The organism is Caulobacter sp. GW821-FHT10F06 (assembly GCF_058809215.1).
In genome coordinates this window covers 115,221-138,909 of sequence record NZ_JBXASK010000006.1, presented here as the reverse complement: position 1 = coordinate 138,909, position 23,689 = coordinate 115,221, and the positions used below count along the sequence as shown (strand labels likewise).

Annotated in this window: 23 protein-coding genes and 1 tRNA gene; 11 read left to right on the top strand and 13 right to left on the bottom strand. The window is 68.9% G+C overall.

All coding sequences use genetic code 11. The annotated features are described in order from the left end of the window. Nucleotides 1–155 precede the first annotated feature (155 nt). Nucleotides 156–1,343 (top strand): acetyl-CoA C-acyltransferase, encoded by a 1,188-nt coding sequence (locus tag AC1RUS_RS14710; RefSeq protein WP_492917329.1) that lies wholly within the window; start codon nucleotides 156–158, stop codon nucleotides 1,341–1,343. A 197-nt stretch (nucleotides 1,344–1,540) separates the two neighbouring features. Then, nucleotides 1,541–1,675 (top strand): hypothetical protein, encoded by a 135-nt coding sequence (locus tag AC1RUS_RS14705; RefSeq protein WP_492917328.1) that lies wholly within the window; start codon nucleotides 1,541–1,543, stop codon nucleotides 1,673–1,675. Here the strand turns inward: AC1RUS_RS14705 and AC1RUS_RS14700 are convergent, their stop codons facing one another. Next, nucleotides 1,676–2,128 carry a COG3650 family protein gene (locus tag AC1RUS_RS14700; protein ID WP_492917327.1) on the bottom strand — a complete coding sequence of 151 codons (453 nt, stop codon included), beginning with the start codon at nucleotides 2,126–2,128 and terminating at the stop codon, nucleotides 1,676–1,678. Between the two features lie 219 nt (nucleotides 2,129–2,347). Between AC1RUS_RS14700 and cysK the strand changes: the two genes are divergently transcribed. Together cysK and AC1RUS_RS14690 are read left to right on the top strand one after the other, a co-directional pair. Further along, complete coding sequence (cysK, locus tag AC1RUS_RS14695) at nucleotides 2,348–3,334, top strand: cysteine synthase A (RefSeq protein ID WP_492917326.1); 987 nt, start codon at nucleotides 2,348–2,350, stop codon at nucleotides 3,332–3,334. Between the two features lie 40 nt (nucleotides 3,335–3,374). Further along, complete coding sequence (locus AC1RUS_RS14690; RefSeq protein ID WP_492917325.1) at nucleotides 3,375–3,800, top strand: very short patch repair endonuclease; 426 nt, start codon at nucleotides 3,375–3,377, stop codon at nucleotides 3,798–3,800. A gap of 123 nt (nucleotides 3,801–3,923) precedes the next feature. Here AC1RUS_RS14690 and AC1RUS_RS14685 read toward each other — a convergent pair whose 3' ends face one another. The 3 genes from AC1RUS_RS14685 to AC1RUS_RS14675 form a co-directional block, all read right to left on the bottom strand. Further along, nucleotides 3,924–5,666, bottom strand: a complete 1,743-nt coding sequence (locus tag AC1RUS_RS14685) for an ATP-binding protein (protein ID WP_492917324.1) — start codon at nucleotides 5,664–5,666, stop codon at nucleotides 3,924–3,926. A gap of 240 nt (nucleotides 5,667–5,906) precedes the next feature. Then, complete coding sequence (locus AC1RUS_RS14680; RefSeq protein WP_492917323.1) at nucleotides 5,907–6,191, bottom strand: DUF167 family protein; 285 nt, start codon at nucleotides 6,189–6,191, stop codon at nucleotides 5,907–5,909. A 6-nt stretch (nucleotides 6,192–6,197) separates the two neighbouring features. Continuing rightward, nucleotides 6,198–6,503 (bottom strand): YggT family protein, encoded by a 306-nt coding sequence (locus AC1RUS_RS14675; RefSeq protein ID WP_492917322.1) that lies wholly within the window; start codon nucleotides 6,501–6,503, stop codon nucleotides 6,198–6,200. A gap of 119 nt (nucleotides 6,504–6,622) precedes the next feature. Between AC1RUS_RS14675 and AC1RUS_RS14670 the strand changes: the two genes are divergently transcribed. Then, a tRNA-Ala gene (locus AC1RUS_RS14670) sits at nucleotides 6,623–6,698 on the top strand. A 124-nt stretch (nucleotides 6,699–6,822) separates the two neighbouring features. Further along, nucleotides 6,823–7,050 (top strand): hypothetical protein, encoded by a 228-nt coding sequence (locus AC1RUS_RS14665; protein ID WP_492917321.1) that lies wholly within the window; start codon nucleotides 6,823–6,825, stop codon nucleotides 7,048–7,050. On the opposite strand, the gene AC1RUS_RS14660 is transcribed toward AC1RUS_RS14665, so the two are convergent. Next, nucleotides 7,047–7,262, bottom strand: coding sequence for a hypothetical protein (locus AC1RUS_RS14660; RefSeq protein WP_492917320.1), 216 nt, complete (start codon nucleotides 7,260–7,262; stop codon nucleotides 7,047–7,049). The genes AC1RUS_RS14665 and AC1RUS_RS14660 overlap by 4 nt on opposite strands. Before the next feature lie 208 nt (nucleotides 7,263–7,470). On the opposite strand from AC1RUS_RS14660, the gene AC1RUS_RS14655 reads away from it, so the two are divergent. Further along, nucleotides 7,471–8,622: a carbohydrate porin gene (locus AC1RUS_RS14655; protein ID WP_492917319.1), complete on the top strand. Its 1,152-nt coding sequence runs from the start codon at nucleotides 7,471–7,473 to the stop codon at nucleotides 8,620–8,622. Between the two features lie 3 nt (nucleotides 8,623–8,625). Here the strand turns inward: AC1RUS_RS14655 and AC1RUS_RS14650 are convergent, their stop codons facing one another. The 4 genes from AC1RUS_RS14650 to polA all read right to left on the bottom strand — a co-directional run bounded on the left by AC1RUS_RS14650 (nucleotide 8,626) and on the right by polA (nucleotide 16,326). Continuing rightward, nucleotides 8,626–9,390 (bottom strand): hypothetical protein, encoded by a 765-nt coding sequence (locus AC1RUS_RS14650; protein WP_492917318.1) that lies wholly within the window; start codon nucleotides 9,388–9,390, stop codon nucleotides 8,626–8,628. Between the two features lie 156 nt (nucleotides 9,391–9,546). Then, nucleotides 9,547–11,091 (bottom strand): M28 family peptidase, encoded by a 1,545-nt coding sequence (locus AC1RUS_RS14645; protein WP_492917317.1) that lies wholly within the window; start codon nucleotides 11,089–11,091, stop codon nucleotides 9,547–9,549. A gap of 236 nt (nucleotides 11,092–11,327) precedes the next feature. Then, complete coding sequence (locus AC1RUS_RS14640) at nucleotides 11,328–13,202, bottom strand: methyl-accepting chemotaxis protein (RefSeq protein WP_492917573.1); 1,875 nt, start codon at nucleotides 13,200–13,202, stop codon at nucleotides 11,328–11,330. Between the two features lie 229 nt (nucleotides 13,203–13,431). Then, nucleotides 13,432–16,326 carry a DNA polymerase I gene (gene polA / locus AC1RUS_RS14635; protein ID WP_492917316.1) on the bottom strand — a complete coding sequence of 965 codons (2,895 nt, stop codon included), beginning with the start codon at nucleotides 16,324–16,326 and terminating at the stop codon, nucleotides 13,432–13,434. A gap of 160 nt (nucleotides 16,327–16,486) precedes the next feature. Between polA and AC1RUS_RS14630 the strand changes: the two genes are divergently transcribed. Beyond that, complete coding sequence (locus AC1RUS_RS14630; RefSeq protein ID WP_492917315.1) at nucleotides 16,487–17,845, top strand: TonB family protein; 1,359 nt, start codon at nucleotides 16,487–16,489, stop codon at nucleotides 17,843–17,845. Between the two features lie 78 nt (nucleotides 17,846–17,923). Then, entirely contained in the window at nucleotides 17,924–18,412 is a 489-nt protein-coding gene (locus tag AC1RUS_RS14625) for a hypothetical protein (RefSeq protein ID WP_492917314.1), read from the top strand. 165 nt (nucleotides 18,413–18,577) lie between these two features. Here the strand turns inward: AC1RUS_RS14625 and AC1RUS_RS14620 are convergent, their stop codons facing one another. From AC1RUS_RS14620 to AC1RUS_RS14605, 4 genes are all read right to left on the bottom strand, one after another. Continuing rightward, nucleotides 18,578–18,874 carry a winged helix-turn-helix domain-containing protein gene (locus AC1RUS_RS14620; protein WP_492917313.1) on the bottom strand — a complete coding sequence of 99 codons (297 nt, stop codon included), beginning with the start codon at nucleotides 18,872–18,874 and terminating at the stop codon, nucleotides 18,578–18,580. Nucleotides 18,875–18,881: 7 nt separating this feature from the next. Then, the gene (locus AC1RUS_RS14615) at nucleotides 18,882–19,502 is read right to left on the bottom strand and encodes a hypothetical protein (RefSeq protein WP_492917312.1); all 621 of its coding nucleotides are present in this window, start codon (nucleotides 19,500–19,502) and stop codon (nucleotides 18,882–18,884) included. Between the two features lie 722 nt (nucleotides 19,503–20,224). Next, complete coding sequence (locus AC1RUS_RS14610; RefSeq protein ID WP_492917311.1) at nucleotides 20,225–20,662, bottom strand: acyl-CoA thioesterase; 438 nt, start codon at nucleotides 20,660–20,662, stop codon at nucleotides 20,225–20,227. A 4-nt stretch (nucleotides 20,663–20,666) separates the two neighbouring features. After that, the gene (locus tag AC1RUS_RS14605; protein WP_492917572.1) at nucleotides 20,667–20,903 is read right to left on the bottom strand and encodes a zinc-finger domain-containing protein; all 237 of its coding nucleotides are present in this window, start codon (nucleotides 20,901–20,903) and stop codon (nucleotides 20,667–20,669) included. A 227-nt stretch (nucleotides 20,904–21,130) separates the two neighbouring features. On the opposite strand from AC1RUS_RS14605, the gene AC1RUS_RS14600 reads away from it, so the two are divergent. Beyond that, the gene (locus AC1RUS_RS14600; RefSeq protein ID WP_492917310.1) at nucleotides 21,131–22,093 is read left to right on the top strand and encodes an ABC transporter ATP-binding protein; all 963 of its coding nucleotides are present in this window, start codon (nucleotides 21,131–21,133) and stop codon (nucleotides 22,091–22,093) included. A 250-nt stretch (nucleotides 22,094–22,343) separates the two neighbouring features. Continuing rightward, nucleotides 22,344–23,684: an NCS2 family permease gene (locus AC1RUS_RS14595; protein WP_492917309.1), complete on the top strand. Its 1,341-nt coding sequence runs from the start codon at nucleotides 22,344–22,346 to the stop codon at nucleotides 23,682–23,684. Nucleotides 23,685–23,689: the final 5 nt, after the last annotated feature.

The window sequence follows — 23,689 nt, the reverse complement described above, 5'->3', positions numbered from 1 at the left end:
CGTTCCTCCCGGCATCTTATCGTTGTTCAGGAGGGTCCGTCCGGCGGCCCGCGCGGTCAAGCCGGTTTACGTTCGCGTGACCTTTCGCTCGCGGAAATCCCGGTCTAGGGTGCCGGCAATTCAAACTAACGTTTAAGAATGGGGAGAGCGCCCAAATGCGCGAAGCGGTCATCGTCTCTTACGCCCGCACCGGTCTGGCCAAGTCCAACCGCGGCGGCTTCAACAACACCCATGGCGCGGCCATGGCCGGCCACGCGATCCAGCACGCCGTCGCCCGCGCGGGCATCGACGGCGCCGAGGTCGAGGACGTGGTGCTAGGCTGCGGCGGTCCCGAAGGCGCCACCGGCATGAACGTCGCCCGCAACGCGGCGATGTGGGCCGGCCTGCCGATCACCACCTCGGGCCAGACCGTCAACCGCTTCTGCTCGTCGGGCCTGCAGGCCATCGCCACCGCCGCCAACTATGTCCGCAACGACGGCGCCAGCGTCGCCATCGGCGGCGGCGTGGAGTCGATCTCGCTGGTCCAGGGCGGCGGTCACATGAACCGCTTCCACATCACCGAGGAGAAGCTGCTCAAGACCCATCCGGCCCTGTGGATGGCGATGATCGACACCGCCGACATCGTCGCCAAGCGCTACAACATCAGCCGCGAATACCAGGACGAATATTCGCTGCGCAGCCAGCAGCGCATCGCCGCCGCCCAGGCCGCCGGCCTGTTCGACGACGAGATTGTGCCGATGGCCACCAAGATGAAGGTGGTCAACAAGGAGACCAAGGAAGAGAGCCTGGTCGATTACACGGTCACCAAGGACGAGTGCAATCGTCCGGAAACCACTCTGGAAGGCCTGGCCAAGCTCGAACCCGTCAAGGGTCCCGGCAATTTCGTCACCGCCGGCAACGCGTCGCAGCTGTCGGACGGCGCCGCCGCCGTGGTGGTGATGGAGCGCAAGGAAGCCGAGCAGCGCGGCCTGACGCCGCTGGGCCTGTTCCGCGGCTTCGCCGTGGCCGGCTGCGAGCCCGACGAGATGGGCATCGGCCCGGTCTTCGCCGTGCCGCGCCTGCTGGAACGCCATGGCCTGAAGGTCGACGACATCGACCTTTGGGAGCTGAACGAGGCCTTCGCCAGCCAATGCCTCTATAGCCGCGACAAGCTGGGCATCGATCCGGAGAAGTACAACGTCAACGGCGGCTCGATCGCCATCGGCCACCCCTTCGGCATGACCGGCGCCCGCTGCGCCGGCCACCTGCTGCTGGAAGGCAAGCGTCGCGGCGCCAAGCTGGGCGTGGTGACCATGTGCATCGGCGGCGGCATGGGCGCGGCGGGTCTGTTCGAAATCTTCTGATTTCGATCTCGCGCACGCTCGATCTGACCAATTCGGGTCGGGAACCTTCAAGCCGGTTCCCGGCCCGTTTTGCATTGTACGGGGGCTTTCCGAACATTGTTACGGCAGGCCTTGGAACCCGGCGCATCCGTAACCATTTAGGTTGCTGAAGGCGCTTCCCCGCGATGTTCGCGCGACGCCAGATCAGAGACACCGCCATGGCCATCAAGGCCTTCTTCGCCCTCGCCCTCGTTCTCGCCGCCACGATCGGCCTGCTGCTGCCCACGCCGGGCTCAAGCAAGGCTCCGCCGGCCCAGTCGTCGTTCCAGACCATCGAGCTCAGCCACGGCTGATCAGGGCTTGGGCTGGGCTTTCAGCTGCTCGGTGTGGTCGGCGCAGCCCTTGAGGGTCTCGCCGTCGACCCAGACCTCGGCGAAGAACCGGTAGACCCTGTCGGACATGCCGTCCGAGCAGACACCCGGCGTCAGCCGCAGCACCAGCCGCCCCATCTTCTCGCTGGGCCCGTTCGAGTCCCACACGCCCTGCTCGCCGTCCAGCCGCACGCCGGGATTGGCGTTGCTGACCTCGGGATGGTCGGGACGGGTCAGGGCGACGCTGGCCTCGCGGATCTTCACGTTCCAGAACGGCTCGGTCCCGACGGCGTCGATGTCGCCGGAATAGTCGGGCGCCCTGGCGCTGGCCGGCGCGTCGGCCGGCGGCGGCGCCTCTTCCGAAGCGCCCATCGGGGTTTCGCCGCAGGCGGCCAGGGCCAGCATCAGGGCGAACAAGGCGGCGGTGCGAACCATGACGGCGACGATCCCCTCGTGTGCGGCCAAGGCTAGACGCCCGTCCGTGAATCGCAAAGCGCCATCCGGGCCCTGGCGGCGGCGCGTTGGTCCGAACCTGGGGTTGATAGCAAAACTGCAAGCCGCGCCGCCGAATGACCCGCTGACAGCGAAAACCCCACGGCCTAAGGTGAGTTTAAGCCCCAAAAGGCGGCAAACGCCCTTCAGCGAGATCTTCCCATGGACGACGCCTCCCCCCTGTATGACGCGACCCGCTTCAAGCGCGCCGGACGCGGCAAGATCTACGACTCCATCCTCGACACGGTCGGCGACACCCCGCTGATCCGCCTGCCGCGCCTGTCGGCCGAGATCAAGCCCAAGGGCGAGGTCGTGGCCAAGCTGGAGTTCTTCAATCCGCTGGCCTCGGTCAAGGACCGCATCGGCGTGGCCATGGTCGAGTCGCTGGAGGCCCAGGGCCTGCTCAAGCCCGGCGCCACCATCGTCGAGCCCACCAGCGGCAACACCGGCATCGCCCTGGCCTTCGTGGCCGCCGCCAAGGGCTACAAGCTGATCCTGGTCATGCCGGAAAGCATGTCGATCGAGCGTCGCAAGATGCTGTTGATCCTCGGCGCCAAGCTGGAACTGACCCCGGCCGAGAAGGGCATGCGCGGCGCCGTCGCCCGCGCCCAGGAGATCATCGAGGCCACCCCCGGCGCAGTGATGCCCCAGCAGTTCGAGAATAGCGCCAACCCGCTGATCCATCGCGTCTCGACGGCCGAAGAGATCTGGAACGACACCGCCGGCGCGGTGGACGCCGTGGTCTCGGGCGTTGGCACGGGCGGCACCATCTCGGGCGTCGGCCAGGTGCTGAAGGCCCGCAAGCCCGGCCTGAAGATGGTCGCGGTTGAGCCAGAAGCCTCGCCGGTGCTGTCGGGCGGCGCGCCCGGCCCGCACAAGATCCAGGGCATCGGCGCCGGCTTCGTGCCCGGCATCCTGGATCGCGGCGTGATCGACGACATCGTCCAGGTCAGCAACGACGACGCCTTCGCCATGGCCCGCCGCTCGGCGGCCACGGAAGGACTGCCGGTCGGCATCAGCTCGGGCGCCGCCCTGACGGCGGCCTTCGACCTGGCCCTGCGCGACGAATACGCCGGCAAGCTGATCGTGGCGATCATCCCCAGCTTCGCCGAACGCTACCTGTCCACGGCCCTGTTCGAAGGGCTCTGATCGCCTTGCGCGGCGTCGCCGTCCAGCGCGGGGCGACGCCGTGACCACTGACGTCTACGACAAGGCCAAGCGCTCGGCGGTGATGGCCAGGATCAAGAGCCGGGACACCAAGCCCGAGCTCCTGCTGCGCAAGGTTCTCACCAGCCTGGGCGCGCGCTATCGCCTGCAGCGCAAGGACCTGCCCGGCAAGCCCGATGTGGTGATGCCCGGCCGGCGGCTGGCCTTCTTCGTCCATGGCTGTTTCTGGCACGGCCACGACTGCGCGCGCGGTTCGCGGGTGCCCAAGGCCAATCGCGATTACTGGCTGGCCAAGGTGGCCCGCAACACCGCCCGCGACGCGCGCACGGCCCAGGCGCTGGCCGACGACGGCTGGCGGGTCGAGACCGTCTGGGAATGTCAGATGAAGGACGCCGAGGCCCTGAAGGCTCGGCTGGCGGCGGTGCTAGACGAGACCCAGCCTCGCTGAGGTGAGGCGCTAGTGCTCCGCCTTTTCCATAAGCTCCGTCATCCCCGCCCTGTTGTTCAGGCCGGGGATGACGGATGTTGTTTGGGATCAGGATAAACCTGCAAGACCGAGCCAGAGTCGCCCCTATCGCCCCGCGGGAGCCGCCTTCGGGACCCACGGGCGGGCGTCGCCCTGGGGATTCAGCAGCACCGCGCTGAGCGCCGCATGCAGTTCCAGCGGGTCGATCGGCTTGGCGACATGGGCGTTCATGCCTGCGGCCAGGCAGGCGTCCCAGTCCTTGGGCGTGGCCGAGGCGGTGACCGCGATCACCGGCGTGTCGCGGTTGGGTCCGGTTCCGGCCCGCAGGGTTCGGGTGGTCTCGCGGCCGTCCATGCCGGGCATGTAGACGTCCATCAGCACCACGTCGAACACCTCGGTGCTCAGCCGCACCAGGGCCTCCTCGCCGGACTCGGCCAGGCTGGCCTCCAGGCCGAAGGGGTGCAGCACCAGCTCGATGGCCCGGCGATTGACGACGTGATCGTCGACCACCAGCACCCGCGCGCCGGCGATCGAGGGACCGTCCTCCTCCGTCTCCGGGGCCAGGGCCTGGTCGGCGGTGAAGCTCAGGGTGAAGGTCGCGCCCTGGCCCAGCACGCTGCGGACCGTCAGGTCGCCGCCCATCAGCCGAGCCAGCTCGCGGCTGATCACCAGGCCCAGGCCCGAGCCGCCGTGCTGACGCACCACAGAGGCGGCCAGCTGGTCGAACGGCGTGAACAGGCGCGGCAAGTGGTCGATGCTGATGCCGGGGCCGGTGTCGGTCACCGCCACGGTCAGGACGTGGGTCGCGCCGTCGTCGACGCAGCCCAGCCGCACCGTGATCGCGCCCGCCTCGGTGAACTTGATCGCGTTGGACAGCAGGTTGTTGAGCACCTGGCGCAGGCGCAGACCGTCGCCCGCCACCCAGCGCGGCAGGCCCGCCGCGCCCTCGACCCGCAGGCGCAGGCCTTTCTTGGCCACCTCGGGCCGCCACAGGCGCAGAGTGTCCGACACCGTCCGGCGCAGGTTGAACGGGACTTTCTCGACCGCCATGCGGCCGGCCTCCAGCCGCGAGAAGTCCAGCAGGTCGTTGAGCAGGGCCCGCATCATGCCGCCGGCGTTGGCGATCAGTTGGGCGTGCACCTTGGAGCTGGCCTCGGGCACCTCCGAGTGCAGGCGCGCGGCCCCGGCCAGGATGGCGCTGATCGGCGTGCGCAGCTCGTGGCTGATCATCGCCACGAAGGCGGACTTGGCGGCCACGGCCTCTTCGGCCTCGTGTCGGCGGCGCTCGGCTTCCTCCTTGGCGTCGGCCTCGGCCTTCAGCGCCTTGCTGAGCGAGCGGCTGGTGACGGCCACCGAGGTGATCAGCAGCGCCACGCCGAACCACAGGGCGTTGGCCAGGGGCGCATCGGGATTGGTCGCGCGGGCGATCAGCGGCACGATCAGCAGATAGACGACATGCGGCGTGGCGGCCGACAGGGTGGCGGTCCGGAAGCCGCCATTGTTGACGACGACGTTCAGCAGCGCGCCAGCCAGCAGCATGCCGCCCAGGGTCGGGGCGAAGCGCTCGTGCGAGGCGAACAGCGGCATGGACAGCGACCCGAAGATCGCGGAGGTGACGAACGGCGTCACCGCCATGGCGACGCGCCGCGAGAGCGGAGCCGGCGCGTCGGGATTGGCGATCGCCGCGCGTCCCAGCCACAACTCGAAAGCCTGGGCCAGGATGTACAGCCCCGCCCAAGTCCAGCCCCAGGTCACGTGGATGAACAACTGCAGCAAGGCGGCGATCAGCACCGTGGCGCCGACACGGAATAGGGTGTTGGCGCGTCGCGAAGCCGCGGCGCGCGCCATTTCCCGCTGTGTCTGCATCGCCCCCATCGGCGCCCCGCCCCCCGGCAAGTCCGTACTGTGTGCCGGCCCTGTCTGGCGCCGAGGCCCTAAGATGACGTGAAGCAACCCCTTCCCGTCAATGGTCCGGATGCCGGGGTTTCCTTGGCCGGCGAGCAATTTTCATGGCGAAGCTTGGCGCTTGGGGATTCGCCTGGGGCAAATTCTGCCCCTTCGAAGCCAACCTGCGTTCGTTGAGCAAACTCAGGGTTTGGGTCCGAAAACCCTCGTCAGATCAGCTTCGTCGACCCCGGCGAGCTCCAGGCGCTTGACGCGCGCCGTGGCGCCCGCCGCCAGCCAGACGGCGGATTTGGGCAGGCGCAGGCTCTTGGCGACGAAGGCGATCAGGGCGGCGTTGGCCTCGCCATCGACAGGCGCGCTGGCCACGCGGACCTTCAGATAGGGACGGCCGTCGACGTCCACGGCCCAGCCGTCGGCGCCGTCACGCCCGCCGCGCGGGGTGAGGCGCACGGCCAGCACGACGGCCAAGGCCGATCAGCCCAGCAGGGCGATCAGCGGCCCGGCCAGGGTGCGGTCGAAGACGATGCGGATGGCCTGCAGCGCCAGCCAGGCCACGATCGGGCTGATGTCGATGCCGCCGATGCTGGGGATCACCCGCGAGATCGGCACCAAGATCGGGTCGGTCAGGCGCTCCAACATGGTCAGGATCTGCCAGACCACGCGATTGCGTGTGTTGATGATGTCGAACTGGACCAGCCAGCTGACGATGGCCCGCACGAAGATCAGCAGGATCAACAGGCCGATGATCGTGTCGAAGAGCCAGACGATAGCCGAACCCATGGTCGTTCCTTGAAAGATCGCGTTGGACAGCGGATGTAGCGCTTCGACCGCCTAAGTCCAAGGGCGCGCATTCCCCGGCTTGACGCGAGCCGCGCCCCGCCTTATTCCCGCGCTTCCTTGGGGCCGTAGCTCAGATGGTAGAGCGCCTCGTTCGCAATGAGGAGGTCAGGGGTTCGATTCCCCTCGGCTCCACCAAGGACCTCTCCAGACCGATTCGATCGTTTCGATTCCGCTATGTCGACAAGGCGGCGGTGGAACCTTTCGGCGGCGTTTATCGTGTGCTCGCCCGCACAAGCCTGGTTCGGGATCCGGAGCCGGCATGACCTTCTTCTGCTACGTCTATTCGCTGGGTTCCGAGGTCCCTCACATGGAGGCCCTCGACGCGCGCTCGCTGGCGGACGCCGAGCAGCACTCGCGGCGCATGCTGGCGGAACACGCCGCCGCCGTGCGCGCCGAACTCTTCGATGAGGACCTGAGGGTGGCGATCATCTCACGGAACCAGGCCGCCGCACTGGCCAGCCAGGACGCCGACCTGGGCCTGGGCTAGGCCTTCCAGCTCATCGAACCGCCGGCGCAGTCGCACGCGGCGGCTGGCAGTCCGGCCTCGTCGAGGATCTCGACACACCCCGGCTGTAACAGATCAGGCCGCGCGCCTTGAACGCCGCCAGGCGCGCCGCGGTCGCGGCTGGCGCAGGCGCCGGATCTCCCCGCGAACGAGACCAGAGCACCCGGCACGTTCATGCCCTCTTGCGCGAACATCGCGTCATTCTGACGCAGCCGACCGCGCGGGACGCCCCGCGACGACTCGTCACAGCCTCCGCGCCACGCCTGTTAACGGGATATCCGCCCCGCCTCGTCATTCTCGCATCAAGCGTTCGATAGAACTTCGAAGCGCGGAGACGCCAGAATGCACGCGAAGATAGAAGCAGTCGCCACCCGATCTTTCTCCAGGCCGGTGGCCGGACTCATGATCGCCGCATCTGTTCTTGCCTTTGCCAGCACTGCACTGGCGGAAGAAACCAAAGACCAGGCCCTGAACCTTGGCGTCAGCTATAGCGCCGACGTCACGGGCGTGGTCAGCGGCGGCCTGGCCAAGCGCGGCCGCGTTCTGGACAATCTCGAGATCAGCGCCGACCTCGACCTGGACAAGGCCGTGGGCTGGAAGGGCGCGACCGCCCACGCCCTGGTCCTGAACAACAGCGGCGGCACGCCCAATGACGACGCCGGCACCGCCCAGGGCATCGACAACATCGAGGTCTCGCGCCAACGCCTGCGCCTGTTCGAGGCCTGGGTTCAGCAGAGCTTCGCCGGCGATAGGGTTTCGGCCCTGGTCGGCCTCTACGACCTCAACAGCGAATTCTACGCCAATGACAGCGCCGGCCTGCTGATCGCCCCGGCCTTCGGCATCGGCTCGGAACTGGCCGCCACCGGCCCCAACGGTCCGTCGATCTTCCCGTCCACCGCCCTGGCCGTGCGCCTGAAGTGGACGCCGGGCCAGGACACCTACGCCCAGATCGCGGCGCTGAACGCCAATGCCGGCGTGCTGGGAGATCCGGGCGGCGTCGACACCTCGTTCGACAGCGGGGCCCTGGTGATCGCCGAGGCGGGTTGGACCGGCGCGGGCAAGATCGCCGTCGGCGCCTGGCGCTACACCGACAAGCAGGACGACATCCGCGACGTCACCGCGCTGGGCGATCCCGCCCAACGCACCGCCCAGGGCGCCTATCTGCTGCTGGAGCGCCGCCTGACCGCGGGCGGCGACGACGCCCCGCGCCGCGCCACCGCCTTCGCCCGCCTGGGCGTGTCCGACGCCGACACCACCGACTTCAAGGGCGGCTGGCAGGCCGGCCTGCTGGTCGAGCACGTCTTCGACAGCCGTCCCGACAGCGCCGTCTCCGTGGGCGTCAACCAGGGCTATTTCTCGTCCAAGGCCCGCGCCAATGTCGCCGACGCCGGCGGCGCGCTGAAGAAGGCCGAGTCCGCCATCGAGCTGACCTATGCCGACACCTTCGGCCGCCTGACGATCCAGCCCGACCTGCAGTACATCAAGGACCCAGCCGGCGACTCCGGCGTCGGCCACGCCCTGGTCGCGGCCCTGCGGGTCGGCGTTTCGTTCTAGACCCTACCGGGCGAACAGCAGGTCCGACCATCGCCAGGCGCGGGTTCCCAGCGCCAGCCGGGCCCCGTCGTTCAGCGAGATCAGCACCAGGCCGCGCATCGGATCGGCGCGGCAGGCGGCCGGGGCGAACCCGACCTCCAGGATGATCGCCTCGCGGATCCCCGCCAGACCCTTGCCGGTCTGGGCCGAGTTCTGGATCCAGTCACCGTTCCACACCATCACCGCCCGCCCGCCGGCGTCCGGATGGGCGCGGGCCAGGGCCGCCTGCACGCGCGGGTTCTTGCGCAGCGCCTGCTCCAGCAGCCGCACCATGTCGCAGCGGCCGCCGCCCCCGCCCGAGCCGCCGCCGCCCGAACCCGAACCGGCGGTCGCCGCGCCGATCAGGTCGCCCTCCCCCAGCAGCACCGACGGCTCCAGCGCCGCCACCTTGCTAGCCGGCAAGGGCTGGACGTCGGGCGGCGGGCGAGGCGTGGGACGCTGGGTCGAGCGCGGCTTGGCGCGCGGCGGGGCGGAATCCGGCGTCTTCGACGGCGCGGCGACCTCGGGTGAAGGCGGCAGAGGCGGCGGCGGGGGTGGGGGCGGCGGAGGAACCAGCGCGACGGCGATGGCCTCGGGCTCGGGCGCCATCGGATCGACCCGCGCCGACAGCAGGGCCACGACCACCGCCACGTGCCCGACCAGGCTCACCACGACGGCCAGCCACGCGCCCGGGCGACGCCGTCTCGGCGTCTCGGCGTCACGCGGAAGAGGCGGCCAGCGTCGGCGCATCGGACCTCGAGGCGGCAGACCCGAAGGCCCGGAGGCCGCCTAGAGACCATCCGCCCGCGTCAGGATCGTGGCAGCTTGGCTGTGGAACGCCGTGCGTCTTCACCCAGGCTTGTCATCTCGGCCGCGGCGCAGCGGAGAGCCGGGATGACAGGTCATTCAGGGCTTCGGCGCGTACGGACTCCCCGCGTTCCACGTCGGCCGTTCCGGCGCGTTCGCCACCGTTTCCGACAGCGCATAGAAGAACTGGTTGAAGTCGCGGGCCGCCTCGAAGTCCATCGGCTGGGTGATATCGTCCTGGGGTCGGTGGTAGCGGACCTCATACCATTCGCGATAGCGGCGCTCGGCGTCCGTGCCGGGCTCGTAGCCGAACACGAAGCCGGTGGCGGGCACGCCGGCGGCCAGGAATTCCCAGCTGTCGGCCCGCATCAGCAGGCGGCGCTCGGGCTCGGGATCGCCCTGCACCTTGATCCCCCGCGCGGTCGCCACCTGCCGGGCCGTCGCGCCCAGGCTGGTCTCGTCCAGCGCCATCACCGTCATCAGCTTCAGCGGGAACAGCGGCCGCAGTTGGTCGAGATTGATGTTGGCGACGATGCCCGCCTTGGCCACGGTGGGATGGCGCACGAACCATTTGGCGCCCAACAGGCCCTTTTCCTCGCCAGTAAATGAAGCCAGCAGCACGCTGCGCTTCAGCGGCTTGCCTTTGTGGGTCTCGGCGAAGCGGATCAGCGTGCCGACATAGGCCGCGTCGTCCAGCGTGCCGTTATAGAGCCCGTCGCCCTTGACCGGTTCGCCCGGCCCATAGCCGTCCAGGTGGGCCGACAGCACCAGGTGCTCGGCCGCCAGTTTCGGGTCCGAGCCCGGCAGCACGGCCAGGACGTTGGTTGCCGTATAGTCGCGCGTCGAGACCTTGAACGTCGCCTTCAGCCGGCCCGGCGCGTCGAACGCCGCCAACGGAGCCTTGCTGCCGCCGGCCTTCAGCAGGGCCGCCGCGTCCTGGCCCGAGCCGGCGATCAGGATCGCCAGGGCGTCGGCGTGCAGCGACATCGACACCAGCCCGCCCGCCTTCGGGGGCGCGACGTCGGCGATGTTGACCGAGCGAGCATAGGCGAACGGCCAGCGGGCCGGCTCGATGGTGAAATAGGGATCGGCCACCTGGATCACCGCGACGCCGCCGGCCGCCTGGACGGCCGCGATCCGCTGGGCCGAGCTCGTCATCCCAGTCCGCCGGGTGTCGAAGCAGATCACCGCCTTGCCCTTGGCGGTCGCGACGTCCTCGGGCCGGCAATAGCCGCCGAACATCAACGGCGCGTCCAGGCTGGCCGGCAGGTCGTCGGCGGCGCGGACGGTGTATTGGTGCAGGAACTTCAGCGGCGTCTCGCCTCCCGCCGCGACCACCAAGACAGCCGCGCTGTCCACCCGGCTCTCGTGCACGGGAAAGGTCTGGAAGAAGGTCCCGTTGTCGCCGGCCGGCTTCAGGCCCGCGGCCTTGAAGCGCTCGGCCACGTACTGGTTGGCGCGATCGTGGCCGGGCGAGCCGATGTCGCGCCCCTCCATGGCGTCCGAGCTCAGCGCTTCGGCGATCGTCCACCATTCGCGGGTGTCGGCGTCCTCGATCCCGGCCGTGCGGGGCTCGGCGACGGCGGCCGAGGCGGCCACGACGGCGCTCGCGGCGAGCAGGGTGAGCTTGGCTTTAAAGGACATGATCTTCCCCGACGCAGGACGCGCGACACCATCCGTCGGGCGACGAGGATATGCAATCGGGGCCATCAAAGCCGACACTACGCGCGCTCCACTGCACCTAAACTTGTCATGCCGGCGGCAGCGAAGCGGAGAGCCGGGATGACAAGAAAAGTTGTGCGCACAGCCCGCAAACGACAAACGGGCTCCCCGGTCGCCCGGAGAGCCCGCCTATCATGATCCCCAGAGGGGCAGTGGGATCAGAATTCTTCCCAGTCGTCCTTGACCGCCACGGCGGCGTTGGACGCGGCCCGGCCCGGGCGGACGGCCGTCGACGGCCTCGCGTGCTGGACCGGACGCGAGGCCGGGGCCGGGGCCGGAGCGGCCGAGGCCGAACCCGGGCCCACCTTGAAGCGACCGACCAGGCTGGCCAGCTCGCCCGCCTCGCCCTTCAGCGAGTGGGTGGCGGCGGTGGCTTCCTCGACCATGGCGGCGTTCTGTTGAACGACCTGGTCCATCTGGTTCACGGCCACATTGACCTCGTGCAGGCCGGTGGACTGCTCGTTGGCCGAGGCGGCGATCTCGTTGACCAGGGTGTCGATCGAGGCGACCTGCTCGACGATGCGCTGCAGGGCCTCGCCCGTCTGGCCGACCAGGCTGACGCCGGCGCCGACCTGCTGGGTCGAGGTCGAGATCAGGATCTTGATCTCCTTGGCCGCGTCGGCCGAGCGCTGGGCCAGCGCGCGGACTTCCTGGGCGACGACCGCGAAGCCCCGACCGGCTTCACCGGCCCGCGCCGCTTCGACGCCGGCGTTCAGCGCCAGCAGGTTGGTCTGGAAGGCGATCTCGTCGATGACGCCGATGATCTGGCTGACCTGCTGCGAGGAGCCCTCGATCTGGGTCATGGCCGCGACGGCCTGGCCGACGATCTCGCCCGAGCGCTGGGCGTCGCCGCGCGCGGCGGCCACGACGTTGGAGGCTTCCTTGGCGCCGGCGGCCGTGCGGCGGACCGTGGCGGTGATCTCGTCCAGGGCGGCGGCGGTTTCTTCCAGGCTCGCGGCCTGCTGCTCGGTGCGGCGGGCCAGGTCGTCGGAGGCCCGGGCGATCTCGTCCGAACCGGCGCTGACGCCGTTGGTGGTGGCCGAGATGGCCTTCATCGCCTCCAGCACGCGCTCGGCGGCGGCGTTGAAGTTGGTCTTCAGGCTCTCGGCCTTGGGCGAGAACGGGATGGTGATGCGGTGAGTCAGGTCGCCCGAGGCCAGGCGATCCAGGGCCTCGTTGAGGGCGGCGATGTTGACCGCGTCGCTGCGGGCCGTCTCGGCCTTCTCGTCCTCGTTGGCGGCGCGTTCGGATTCCACGGCCTGACGCTGCGAGGCGGCGTCGGCTTCCAGGCGGATCTTCTCGAGAGCGGCTTCCTTGAAGTGGGCGACGGCGGCGGCCATCTGGCCGATCTCGTCCTTGCGGCCGGTGGCCGGCACGGCCACCGAGTTGTCGCCCGAGGCCAGGCGGCGCATGGCGGCGGTCATGGCGGCGACGGGGCTGGCGATGCCGCCGGTCAGCAGCAGGCCGCTGGCCAGGGCGATGGCGGCGGTGACCAGGATGCCGATGGCCAGGGTCAGGGTCGAGACGGTGGCGTTCTTGGCCTGGGCGGCGTTCTCGGCGGCGACGACGGCTTCGGCGTCGTCGACGATCGCCTGGATGGCGTTCTCCACCGGCTCGACGGCCTTGTCGGCGACACCGTCGTGCTTGACCAACTCAACGGCTTGCGGGCGGGTGGCGGGATCGCGGCCCAGGGCCTCGCCAGGCTCGATGGCCTGCTTGCGGTATTCGGCGTAGGCGGCGTCGACAGCGGCGATACGGCCCAGATCGGCCTTGTCGCCGTCGGCCAAGGTGCGCAGCTTGTCGAGCGCGGCCAGGAACTTGGGCTTGTGAGCCTCTTCCAGGCGTTTGACGTAGTAGTCGTCGCCCGACAGCAGGTAGCCGCGCAGCGAGTTCTCCTGGCGAGTCAGGCGAAAGGCCGCGGTGTCGGCGGCGCGCAGCGACTGATAGGCGCGTTCGGTGCGTTCGACGGACGCCGCCAAGCTCACCTTATTGGCGTAGAGCGCTGCGCCCATGAGCATGATCGTGGCAAGCATCACGGTGAAAACCGTGATCAGCTTTTGGGGAATTCTTAGATCGCCAAACGACACAACCGCCCTCCAGGTTTAGTGGCGACGCCTGTAAAACCTTAGATAACACAGGGATTTGAACCTATGCCTCCGAGGTCTGGCGTCACCCCCAGCTGTGCCGTCGCAGTGCTTTCCGTGACATTAACCGTAACGTGGCGGAATGTCGCAGTGCAGCGTAAAAGCGCCGATTATTTGATCAGTGGGCCTCATCCCAGTTGAGTGCGGCGCGGGCCTCGACCGTGAGCGGCACGGAGATGGCCACGGCCGGCGCGGCGGCGTTCTCCATGACCTGACGGGCGACGGCGCAGGTGGCGTCGGCTTCCTCGGCCGGCGCCTCGAAGACCAGTTCGTCGTGCACCTGCAGCAGCATCCTGGCCGAAAGGCCCGCCGCCTTCAGCGCGGCCGGCATCCGCACCATGGCCCGGCGCATGACGTCCGCCGCCGCGCCCTGGATCGGGGCGTTGATCGCCGCCCGCTCCGAGAACTGGCGCTGGGCCACGGACTTGGCGTTGACCTCGGGAATGTTGATCTTCCGCCCGAAGATGGTGGTGACATAGCCGTGCTCGCGCACGAAGGCCTTGGTGGCGTCCATATAGGCCTGGATGCCCGGGAAGCGCTCGAAATAGGTCTTGATATAGGCCCCCGCCTCGCCCTGCGGGATCGATAGCTGGTTGGCCAGGCCGAACGCCGAGATGCCGTAGACGATGCCGAAATTGATCGCCTTGGCGCGGCGGCGCACGTCGCTGGGCATGCCCTCGATCGGCACGCCGAACATTTCGGAAGCGGTCATGGCGTGGATGTCGAGACCTTCCTGGAAGGCCTTCTTGAGCTGCGGGATGTCGCCGATGTGGGCCAGCAGGCGCAGCTCGATCTGGCTGTAGTCGGCGCTGATCAGCACCTTGCCCGGCCCGGCCACGAAGGCCTTGCGGATCTTGCGGCCTTCCTCGGTGCGGATCGGGATGTTCTGCAGGTTCGGGTCCGACGACGACAGCCGCCCCGTCGTGGTCGCGGCTAGGGCGTAGGAGGTGTGGACCCGGCCCGTGCGCTCGGCGATCGCGGCGATCAGGTTCTCGGTATAGGTGCCCTTCAGCTTGCTGAGCTGGCGCCAGTCCAGCAGCACGCGCGGCAGCTCGTGCTCCAGGGCCAGGCTTTCCAGCACGTCGCTGTCGGTCGACCACTGGCCGGTGGCGGTTTTCTTGCCGCCCTTCAGGGCCATTTCGCCGAACAGGACGTCGCCGATCTGCTTGGGGCTGCCCAGGTTGAACGGACGGCCGACCAGCTCCTGCGCGCGAGCCTCGAAGTCGGCCATCCGCATCGAGAACTCGTTGGAGAGCCGGCGCAGGGTCTCGGGATCGACGCGGATGCCCTCGTTCTCCATCGCCGCCAGCACCGGCGGCAAGGGACGCTCCAAGGTCTCGTACACCGTCAGCAGCCCCTCGCGGGCCAGGCGCGGCTTGAGAATTTCGTAGAGCCGCAGGGTGACGTCGGCGTCCTCAGCGGCGTAGGCCGTGGCCTCGGCAAGGGCCACGTGCTTGAAGCTGATCTGGCCCTTGCCCGAGCCGGCCACCTGCTTGAACGGGATCGGCTTGTGGCCCAGCCACAGCTCCGACAGCTCGTCCATGCCGTGGCCGTGGAGGCCCGCTTCCAGCACGTAGCTGATCAGCATGGTGTCCTCGATCGGCGACACGTCGATGCCGTGACGCGCCAGGACGGCGATGTCGTACTTGGCGTTCTGGGCCACCTTCATCACCGCCGGGTCTTCCAGCAGCGGCTTGAGGATGGCGATCACCTCGTCCAGCGGGATCTGCACCAGGTCGGCGGCGGCCTCCAGGGCCAGGCCGTCCTTCTCGCAGTGGCCCACCGGGATGTAGCAGGCCTCGCCGGCGTTGATGGCCAGCGACACGCCGCACAGGCCGGCGTTGGCGGACGACAGGGCGTCAGTCTCGGTGTCGAAGGCCACCAGCCCCTTGGCCGTCGCCTTGGCGACCCAGGCCTTCAGGGTCTCGACGTCCTGGATGCGGACGTAGGCGGCGTGATCGATGGCGACTGGCTCGGCCACCGGCGCGGCGGCGGCGCGGGCGGCCGCGCCCATGTACGAGACCGTGGCCACCGGCGCGCTGGGCGCCGGACCGGCCGGACGATCCAGCGTGCGCGGCGCGGCCGAGGCGTTGCCGTCGCCCACCCGGCGGGCCAGGGAGCGGAACTCCATCAGCTCCAGGAAGTCCTGCAGCACCGCCTTGTCGGGCTCGCGCACGGTCAGGTCGTCGATCGGCTCGGGCAGCGGGGTGTCGCAGTCCAGCTTCACCAGGGCCCGCGACAGACGGATCTGGTCGGCGAACGCGATCAGGGTCTCGCGGCGCTTGGGCTGCTTGATTTCGCCGGCCCGCTCCAGCAGCGTGTCGAGGTCGCCATATTCGTTGATCAGCTGGGCGGCGGTCTTGATGCCGATGCCCGGCGCGCCAGGCACATTGTCGACGCTGTCGCCGCACAGGGCCTGAACGTCGACGACCTTGTCCGGATAGACCCCGAACTTCTCGAACACCTGCTCGCGGTCGATGCGCACGCCCTTCATCGGGTCGAACATCGACACGCCGTCGCCGACCAGCTGCATCAGGTCCTTGTCGGACGACACGATCACGGTCTCGCCGCCTAGTTCGCGCACGCGGCAGGCATAGGCGGCGATCAGGTCGTCGGCCTCGTAGCCCGGCAGCTCGATGGCCGGCACGCCGAAGGCGCGGGTGGCGTCGCGCACCAGCGGGAACTGCGGGATCAGGTCCTCGGGCGGCGGCGGACGATGGGCCTTGTACTGGTCGTAGAGGGTGTTGCGGAACGTCTTTTCAGAGTGGTCCCAGATCACCGCCAGGTGGGTCGGCGTGTCGCCCTGCATGTCGCGCAGCAGCTTCCACAGCATGTTGCAGAAGCCCTGCACCGCGCCCACCGGCAGGCCGTCGCTCTTGCGGGTCAGGGGCGGCAGGGCGTGATAGGCGCGGAACAGATAGGCCGAGCCGTCCACCAGGAACAGCCGCACGGCGGGCCCGTCCTGGGTCAGGGTGGAAACGGAGACGGTGTCGGGAGCGGCGGCGTCGGTCATGGCCGGAACATAGGCGGCGGCGCCGCGCCGCGAAACCCTCCTCGCCGTCGTTCACGCAAGCGATTGGCAAGGCGCTCGACCCTAGGTTAGACTCCACCCTGGGCTGTGCGCCCAGGCTGCCGGCGTGCATGACGACGGCCTGTTCCAAGGGGAGTTTCCGATGATCCGTCCGTGGGCCCTGGCGATCCTGGCCGTCGCGATCGCGGGAACCGCCGCCGCGCGCTCCGACGACGATGACGCTCCGGCCAAGGACGGCTGGCGGCCCCAGTTCGTCGCCGGTCCCAAGCCCGAGGACCTGAAGGCCGCCTTCCCGAAGGCCGCCTGGGACCAGAAGATCACCGGCGAGACCACGCTGGGCTGCTTTGCCGACGCCGAAGGCAAGCTGACCAATTGCAAGGTGCTCAAGGAGACCCCCGCCGGCCTCGGCTTCGGCGAGGCGGCCCTGAAGGTGGTCGTCAAGGAGCGCATCAAGCCCAAGGACGCCGCCGGCGCCTCGGTGGCCGGCCGGCCGGTCAAGACCAGCTTCGACTTCTTGGCCCCGGGCGACTCCAATCCGCAATGGGTCAGGAAGCCCAGCTCCAGCGACCTGGCCGGCGTCTTCCCGATCGCCGCCGTCAAGGCCGCCAAGGACGGCCGCGCCACCATCCACTGCCAGGTGACGATCGAAGGCTTCCTACAGAACTGCAAGGTGGTGTTCGAAAGCCCCGAGGGCCTTGGCTTCGGCGGCGCGGCGCTGCAACTGGCCCCGCAGTTTCGCATGTCGCCCAAGATCCGGGGCGGCAAGCCCCAGCCCGGCGGCCAGGTCACCGTGCCGATCGTCTGGGCCGGCCTGACCGGCGGCAACCTGCGGCCCACGGGCCAGAGCCTGGTGCTCGACCCGCCTTGGACCGCCGCGCCCACGGTCGCCGAGGTGCTGGCGGCCTGGCCGGCCGACGCCGGCGACCTGCCCTCGGGCCAGGCCGTCCTGCGCTGCGACCTCGACAAGAGCGCCGAGCTGAAATGGTGCGAGGTGATCTCCGAGAACCCGCGCGGCAAGGGCTTCGGCAAGGCCGCCAAGACCCTCTCCAAGTCGTTCAAGGTGTCGTTCAACGGCGGCAATAAGGACGCCAACAGCTTCAAGATCGACATCCCCTTCCGCTTCCGCAATCCGGCCACGCCCGACACCCGCAAGCTGACCAAGCCCAACTGGATCCGCACCCTGACCGCCGAGGGCATGGCCGACATCTATCCGGACGCGGCGATGCGGGCCGGCGTCCGCTCGGGCCTGGGCGTCGTCTCCTGCGTGGTCGACGCCTCGGGCGACCTCAAGGACTGCCAGGCCACGCGCGAGGAGCCCGCCAACCAGGAGTTCGCCGCCGCCGCCATCCAGGCCGCCGCCCTGATGCGGATGAACCCCTGGACCAAGGAAGGCGACCCGGTCGAGGGCCTGCGCATCACCCTGCCGATCCGCTTCTCGTGGACCGGACCGGTCGAGGACGACAAGCCGGCGGCGGCGACGCCCAAGTCGGGCGGCCAATAGGCGCGCAAGCGCGGCCATTGATATCCGGATCGCGCACGCCCAACTGCGGTGCGTCGCGATCCGTCGGCGAGGGTTCGAATGCTGGTCTTGATGCTGTGCGCGGCGATGCTGGTTATCGTCGGCTGCCCCGACACCACGGTCGGCAGGGCGCTAAGGCGCTTTCTGATCGATGGGCCCGCACGGCTGCTGTCGCGCCTGACCTTCACCAAGCTGGCCCTGGCGGCGGCGCTCATCACCGTCAGCGTCTTGATCGTCGCGCGCTATGAGGCCGAGGGCCTGATGCTTCTGGGCCTGAGCCTGCCCGAAAGCCTGGTCTGGTTCGCCGCCTTCGACGTCGCCACCCTGATCGATCTCCTGGCCGCCGTGGCCATGATCACCGCCGCCGCGCGGCTGAAGGGCCTGGGCGATCAGGCCCGGACGTTGGTCGTCCGTGTACGGAGCGGGGCCGTCGCCGTTATCCGGCGCACCGCCCGCGCCCGCCAGAACGGCCACCGCGCCCGGCGTCCGGCGCGGCCTTCGCGGGGTGAGGATGGCGAGGGTTGGGCCGGCTCCCCGGCGTTCGCCTAGCGGCCGCAGCGCCCCCTCCGTCACGTCGCCCATCAGCGCCGCGCCACCTCCCCCGCTTCGCAAGGGAGGAGGAAATTCTCCTCACCCGTGCAACGGGGGAGGTGGCGCGATGCGAATACGCATCGTGACGGAGGGGGAGCTGCGGCGCAGGCCTTTGGCGAGCCCCTACCCGTTCACCAGCCGCCCGATCGCTTCCAGATAGGCCGCGAAGGCGGCGCGGCCAGGGTCGGTCATCCTCACCCGCGTCAGGGGCTTGCGGCCCAGGAAGCTCTTGTCGATGGCCACATAGCCGGCCTCCTCCAGCTTGCGCAGGTGGATCGACAGATTGCCCTGGGTGGCGTCCAGCGCGGTCTTCAGTTCGGTGAAATCGGCGGCGTCGGCGTCGGCCAGATAGGCCATGATCCCCAGGCGCAGACGGCCGTGGATCACCTCGTCGATACCGCCGATGTCGAAGGCGCCCACGACCGCCTCAGGTCGCGCGACGCGCGTCGCGCGCCATGATCGCCCCGGGGATGGCCAACCATGCGAAGCAGGCCAGCGCCGCCACCAAGCCGAAGGTGGGGCTTTTCAGCAGCACGCCCATAAGGGTCGCTGTGGCTAGGCACCCCAGCGAGACGATCAACATCCAAGCTTTGCGACGCAGCATGAAGGCCACGTACCACGCCGCGCCCTGCAGGGCGAAGACCACGCAAGGATAGAGCATCCAAATTAGAAGGTCCTGCTGGCGCCAGGCGTTGACGCCGAAGATCACCATCAGGGCGATATTAGCCAGACCCGCGCCCCCGAAGGCGGCGTTGAGCGCGCGCGACCCCGTGCCCGCGCCGATGCCCTTGGTCTTGTCGCGAGCGATCAGCACGATCATCACCACGACGAACAGCAGGCTACACCCGGCGATGAAGGCGAAGGTCGCCTGGCCGGAGAGCTGGACTAGGCCGATCGACTGCCCCCAGTGCACCAGCGTCTCGACGCCATAGATCAGGCCGGCGGCCATGTAGATCAGCGCCCCGGCCATGCGCGGGCGACCGCCCTGCTCCACCACCGTACGCATATAGGCCAGGTCGTCCTGGGCGGATTGGGTCTTCGCGGTCATCGGGACCCTCCCTCGGGCGCGGTTGACGAAGACGAGCCAGGGCGCCCTGCGGCTCGTGGGCGACAGTTAGCGCAGACAAGTTTATTTTGTAAACTTGTTTTCTGAGTGTGATGCTGATGGGCGCGGGGATCGGGAGCGTGACGATGGACGGAAGGGCGCTCTAGATCCTCCCCCTGAAGGGGGAGGAGATCGCGAAGCGATCGGAGGGGGAAGTTCTGCTGAATCAATGCGATATTCGCCCACCGGCCTTCGGCCGCCTCCCCCGTCAGGGGGAGGATCGCGCGGGCATTCGCACCGTCTTATCCAACGCGCCCGGGCCGCCCGTATGCTTCTCCTCACCTCGTCGCGAGGAAAGGGCGCATGGCCAGCGACCGTTGCGGCGACGAGGGGTGATCGAACGGGTTTAGAGGGCGGGGGACGTAAACCCGCCCATCGGAGGTCTCGCTGAAGACCTCCGCCCGTCCGAAGGTTCGCTCCGGGTCCCTCCGGAATCGACGTGGCTTGCAGCTTTCGAGCTGGGTCCGTCGCGAGGCAGGGCAAACCCGGGTGGGGCAAAGGGTTGAACCAGACCCGCGCGCCCCGGCCAGAGGGATAACGATCACGCGGAGCGCTCGTCTTCGTCGAAACGGTACTTAGAATCACATATTCCGGACGTTGTCCGGGCGCTCCGCGACCCTTTCCAACCCTTCAGCGGTGATCCGCGTGAAGTTGTGGAGCCGTGTCTACGGCAGAGGCCGCGACTTGCGGTGTTCGTCGATGGCCACGAAGGTGAAGACGCCTTCGGTGACCTTGTGGGCCGTCTCGCCGTCGCGGCGGCGGCGCCAGGCTTCGACCTGGACCTTCAGGGAGGTGCGGCCGGTGTGGACGACCTTGGCGAACAGGCTGACCTCGTCGCCGACGAACACCGGGCTGATGAAGGTCATGCCGTCGACGGCGATGGTGGCGCAGCGGCCCGCGGCGCGGTGGAAGGCGATCGAGGCCGCCGCCAGGTCCATCTGCGACAGCAGCCAGCCGCCGAAGATGTCGCCTTCGGGATTGGTGTCGGACGGCATGGCGATGGCGCGCAGCACCGGCGCCTCGTGCGGCCATTCGGCGGCCGCCCAGGCCTCCGCGAGAGTCTCGGCGCGACGCGAGGAAGGAACGATGTCGGGATCGCTCACGAGATCAGTGACCGCCGGCGCCTTCGTAGACGCCCGGCGCCAGCTGCTCGTCCTCGTCGCCGACGGCCGTGGTCGCCACGAAGCGGCGATCGCAATAGGAGCAGTCGACGAAGCCCGCGGCGCCCATTTCGAGCCAGACGCGCGGATGGCCCAGCGCGCCGCCGACGCCGTCGCAGGCGATGCGGTGCGAGCGGACCAGGATGGTCTCGGGCGCGGGGCCGGGATGGGCCAAGGTGTCCATGGCGGTGGGAGCCGTCGCGGGTTCCGACGTCGCCGTTCCGGGCAGGGCGTCGAGAGCGGAGGTGGACTTGGCCTTGCGCGCCATGTTCGAAAAACCCTTGAAGTCTAGACGCGGCCTTGGCGTGGCGGCGATGCAGGCATACCTATGCGACCTGTCGCGCCGCCGTCAATTCAAGCCGCGCGCCTTCCCTGCCGTATTGTCCCCTTCGGGACCTGTCTGGACGTTCCATGGACCTGCCCGCCTACGCCATCGAAGCCGAAGGCCTGTTCAAGACCTACGCCGCCACCAAGACCTCTCCCGAGAAACGCGCCCTCAACGGCATCGACCTGAAGGTCCCGCGCGGTTCGATCTTCGGCTTGCTGGGTCCCAACGGCGCGGGCAAGTCGACCTTCATCAACATCCTGGCCGGCCTGACCCGCAAGACCAGCGGCACGGTGAAGATCTGGGACCGCGACATCGACCAGCGCCCGCGCGACGCCCGCGCCGCCATCGGCGTGGTGCCCCAGGAACTGGCCACCGACGTGTTCTTCACCCCCAAGGAGTCGCTGGACGTCCAGGCCGGCTTCTATGGCGTGCCCAAGGCCGAGCGCCGCACGACCGAGCTGCTCAACGCCCTGGGCCTGGCCGACAAGGCCGACGCCTATGTCCGCCAGCTGTCGGGCGGCATGAAGCGCCGCCTGATGGTGGCCAAGGCCATGGTCCACCGGCCGCCGGTGCTGATCCTCGACGAGCCGACCGCCGGGGTCGACGTCGAGCTGCGCCGCCAGCTCTGGCAATATGTGAAGGGCCTAAACGAGCTGGGCGTCACCATCGTGCTGACCACCCACTACCTGGAAGAGGCCCAGGAGCTGTGCGACCAGATCGCCATCGTCAACCGCGGCGAGGTCGTGGCCTGCGAGCCGACCTCGGTGCTGTTGGGCCGCATGGACAGCCGCAACGTGGTGGTCACGCCCGAGGAGCCGGTGACGGTGGCGCCGACCCTGGCCGGCTTCGACACCAAGGTCCGCGCTGGCGGGGCCTTCTCGGTCAGCTATCGCACGGGCCAGTCCAGCGTCGAGCAGGTGCTGGCGGCGGTGCGCGCCACCGGTTTGCACATCAAGGACATCGCCACCGAGGACCCGGATCTGGAAGACGTCTTCGTCTCCCTGACCTACGGCGACCCGAACGCGGCCGATCCGACCAAGGACTGAACGACGGGGCGAGATCCGGATCCGCGAACGTCTCCATCATCCGCTCATCCCCGCGAAGGCGGGGACCCAAGCGGCGTTCGAAAGTCGGTCGCGACGGAGCCTTCACCTGCTGGATCAGCTTGGATCCCCGCCTTCGCGGGGATGAGCGATATCTGGAGCCCTCGACCGAATGTCGATCGGCCCTGGTGCTCGAAGCTTGCGTTCCGGAGGCTCTTGGACAAACTCCACCGCTACAGTCGGGGGTGCGTCGATGAGTTTCCTGGAAAAGCAGTTCGGGCTGAAGGCCCAGGGCACGAACCTGCGCACCGAGGCGCTGGCCGGCGTCACCACCTTCCTGACCATGGCCTATATCGTCATCGTCAACCCGACGATCCTGGGCGCGGCGGGCATGCCCGTCGCCGCCGTGGCCGCCGCCACCTGCCTGGCCGCCGGCATCGGCTGCATCCTGATGGGGCTGATCGCCAACTATCCGATCGCCCTGGCCCCCGGCATGGGGCTGAACGCCTACTTCACCTACACCGTCGTGATCGGCATGGGCGTGCCCTGGCAGACGGCCCTGGGCTGCGTGTTCCTGTCGGGCGTGGCCTTCCTGATCCTGACCGTCGCGGGGATCCGCCAGCTGATCGTCGGAGCCATTCCCCGCCCTCTGTTCTCGGCCGTCGCGGCGGGCGTGGGCCTGTTCATCGCCTTCATCGGCCTGAAGGAGGCCGGCATCATCGTCGCCAACCCCGCCACCACCGTGGCCCTGGGCGACCTGACCCAGCCCACCGCCCTGCTGGCGGTTCTGGGCCTGCTGATCATCGGCGGCCTGATGGTCTGGCGGGTCAAGGGCGCGATCCTGATCGGCATCCTGGCGGTCGCCGCCGTCGGCTGGTTCATGGGCCTCAGCAAGATCGCCCCCGGCGGCTATGGCCTTGCCGAGCTGTCGGCCACGGCCTTCAAGCTGGACGTGCCGGCGGCCCTGAACCTCGGCGGCGGCGGAAAGGGCGGCGTGGCGATGGCCATGACCCTGGCCGAGATCGTCTTCGTGTTCCTGTTCGTCGACCTGTTCGACAATGTCGGCACCCTGGTGGCCGTGACCAAGAAGGCCGGCCTGGTCGCGCCCGACGGCTCGATCCCGCGCCTCAACCGCATCCTGACGGCCGATTCGGTCGCCACTATCGCCGGCTCCCTGGCCGGCACCAGCACCGTGGTCAGCTATATCGAGAGCGCCTCGGGCGTGCAGGCCGGCGGCCGCACGGGCCTGACGGCGATCATCGTGGGCCTGCTGTTCCTGCTGACCCTGTTCTTCGCGCCCCTGGTCCAGGCCATCCCGGCGGCGGCCACCGCGCCCGCCCTGATCCTGGTCGGGGCGATGATGATCGGCGCGCTGAGCGAGGTCGACTGGGAAGACCCCGGCGTGGCCATCCCGGCCTTCCTGACCGTGATCACCATCCCGCTGACCTTCTCGATCGCCAACGGCCTGGCGTTCGGCATCACCAGCTACGCCCTGCTGAAACTGGTTCGCGGCCAGGCCAAGCCGGGCGACTGGCTGCTCTACGGCCTGGCCGCCCTGTTCATCGCACGCTTCATTTACATGGGAACCGCGTAAGACCC

Bases quoted from the DNA above. Each gene is read 5' to 3' on its own strand.
- AC1RUS_RS14710 (WP_492917329.1), top strand. From the start codon at position 156: ATGCGCGAAGCGGTCATCGTCTCTTACGCCCGCACCGGTCTGGCCAAG.
- AC1RUS_RS14705 (WP_492917328.1), top strand. From the start codon at position 1,541: ATGGCCATCAAGGCCTTCTTCGCCCTCGCCCTCGTTCTCGCCGCCACG.
- AC1RUS_RS14700 (WP_492917327.1), bottom strand. From the start codon at position 2,128: ATGGTTCGCACCGCCGCCTTGTTCGCCCTGATGCTGGCCCTGGCCGCC.
- cysK (WP_492917326.1), top strand. From the start codon at position 2,348: ATGGACGACGCCTCCCCCCTGTATGACGCGACCCGCTTCAAGCGCGCC.
- AC1RUS_RS14685 (WP_492917324.1), bottom strand. From the start codon at position 5,666: ATGGCGCGCGCCGCGGCTTCGCGACGCGCCAACACCCTATTCCGTGTC.
- AC1RUS_RS14675 (WP_492917322.1), bottom strand. From the start codon at position 6,503: ATGGGTTCGGCTATCGTCTGGCTCTTCGACACGATCATCGGCCTGTTG.
- AC1RUS_RS14665 (WP_492917321.1), top strand. From the start codon at position 6,823: ATGACCTTCTTCTGCTACGTCTATTCGCTGGGTTCCGAGGTCCCTCAC.
- AC1RUS_RS14660 (WP_492917320.1), bottom strand. From the start codon at position 7,262: ATGTTCGCGCAAGAGGGCATGAACGTGCCGGGTGCTCTGGTCTCGTTC.
- AC1RUS_RS14655 (WP_492917319.1), top strand. From the start codon at position 7,471: ATGATCGCCGCATCTGTTCTTGCCTTTGCCAGCACTGCACTGGCGGAA.
- AC1RUS_RS14650 (WP_492917318.1), bottom strand. From the start codon at position 9,390: ATGCGCCGACGCTGGCCGCCTCTTCCGCGTGACGCCGAGACGCCGAGA.
- AC1RUS_RS14645 (WP_492917317.1), bottom strand. From the start codon at position 11,091: ATGTCCTTTAAAGCCAAGCTCACCCTGCTCGCCGCGAGCGCCGTCGTG.
- AC1RUS_RS14640 (WP_492917573.1), bottom strand. From the start codon at position 13,202: ATGCTTGCCACGATCATGCTCATGGGCGCAGCGCTCTACGCCAATAAG.
- polA (WP_492917316.1), bottom strand. From the start codon at position 16,326: ATGACCGACGCCGCCGCTCCCGACACCGTCTCCGTTTCCACCCTGACC.
- AC1RUS_RS14630 (WP_492917315.1), top strand. From the start codon at position 16,487: ATGATCCGTCCGTGGGCCCTGGCGATCCTGGCCGTCGCGATCGCGGGA.
- AC1RUS_RS14625 (WP_492917314.1), top strand. From the start codon at position 17,924: ATGCTGGTCTTGATGCTGTGCGCGGCGATGCTGGTTATCGTCGGCTGC.
- AC1RUS_RS14615 (WP_492917312.1), bottom strand. From the start codon at position 19,502: ATGACCGCGAAGACCCAATCCGCCCAGGACGACCTGGCCTATATGCGT.
- AC1RUS_RS14605 (WP_492917572.1), bottom strand. From the start codon at position 20,903: ATGGACACCTTGGCCCATCCCGGCCCCGCGCCCGAGACCATCCTGGTC.
- AC1RUS_RS14600 (WP_492917310.1), top strand. From the start codon at position 21,131: ATGGACCTGCCCGCCTACGCCATCGAAGCCGAAGGCCTGTTCAAGACC.
- AC1RUS_RS14595 (WP_492917309.1), top strand. From the start codon at position 22,344: ATGAGTTTCCTGGAAAAGCAGTTCGGGCTGAAGGCCCAGGGCACGAAC.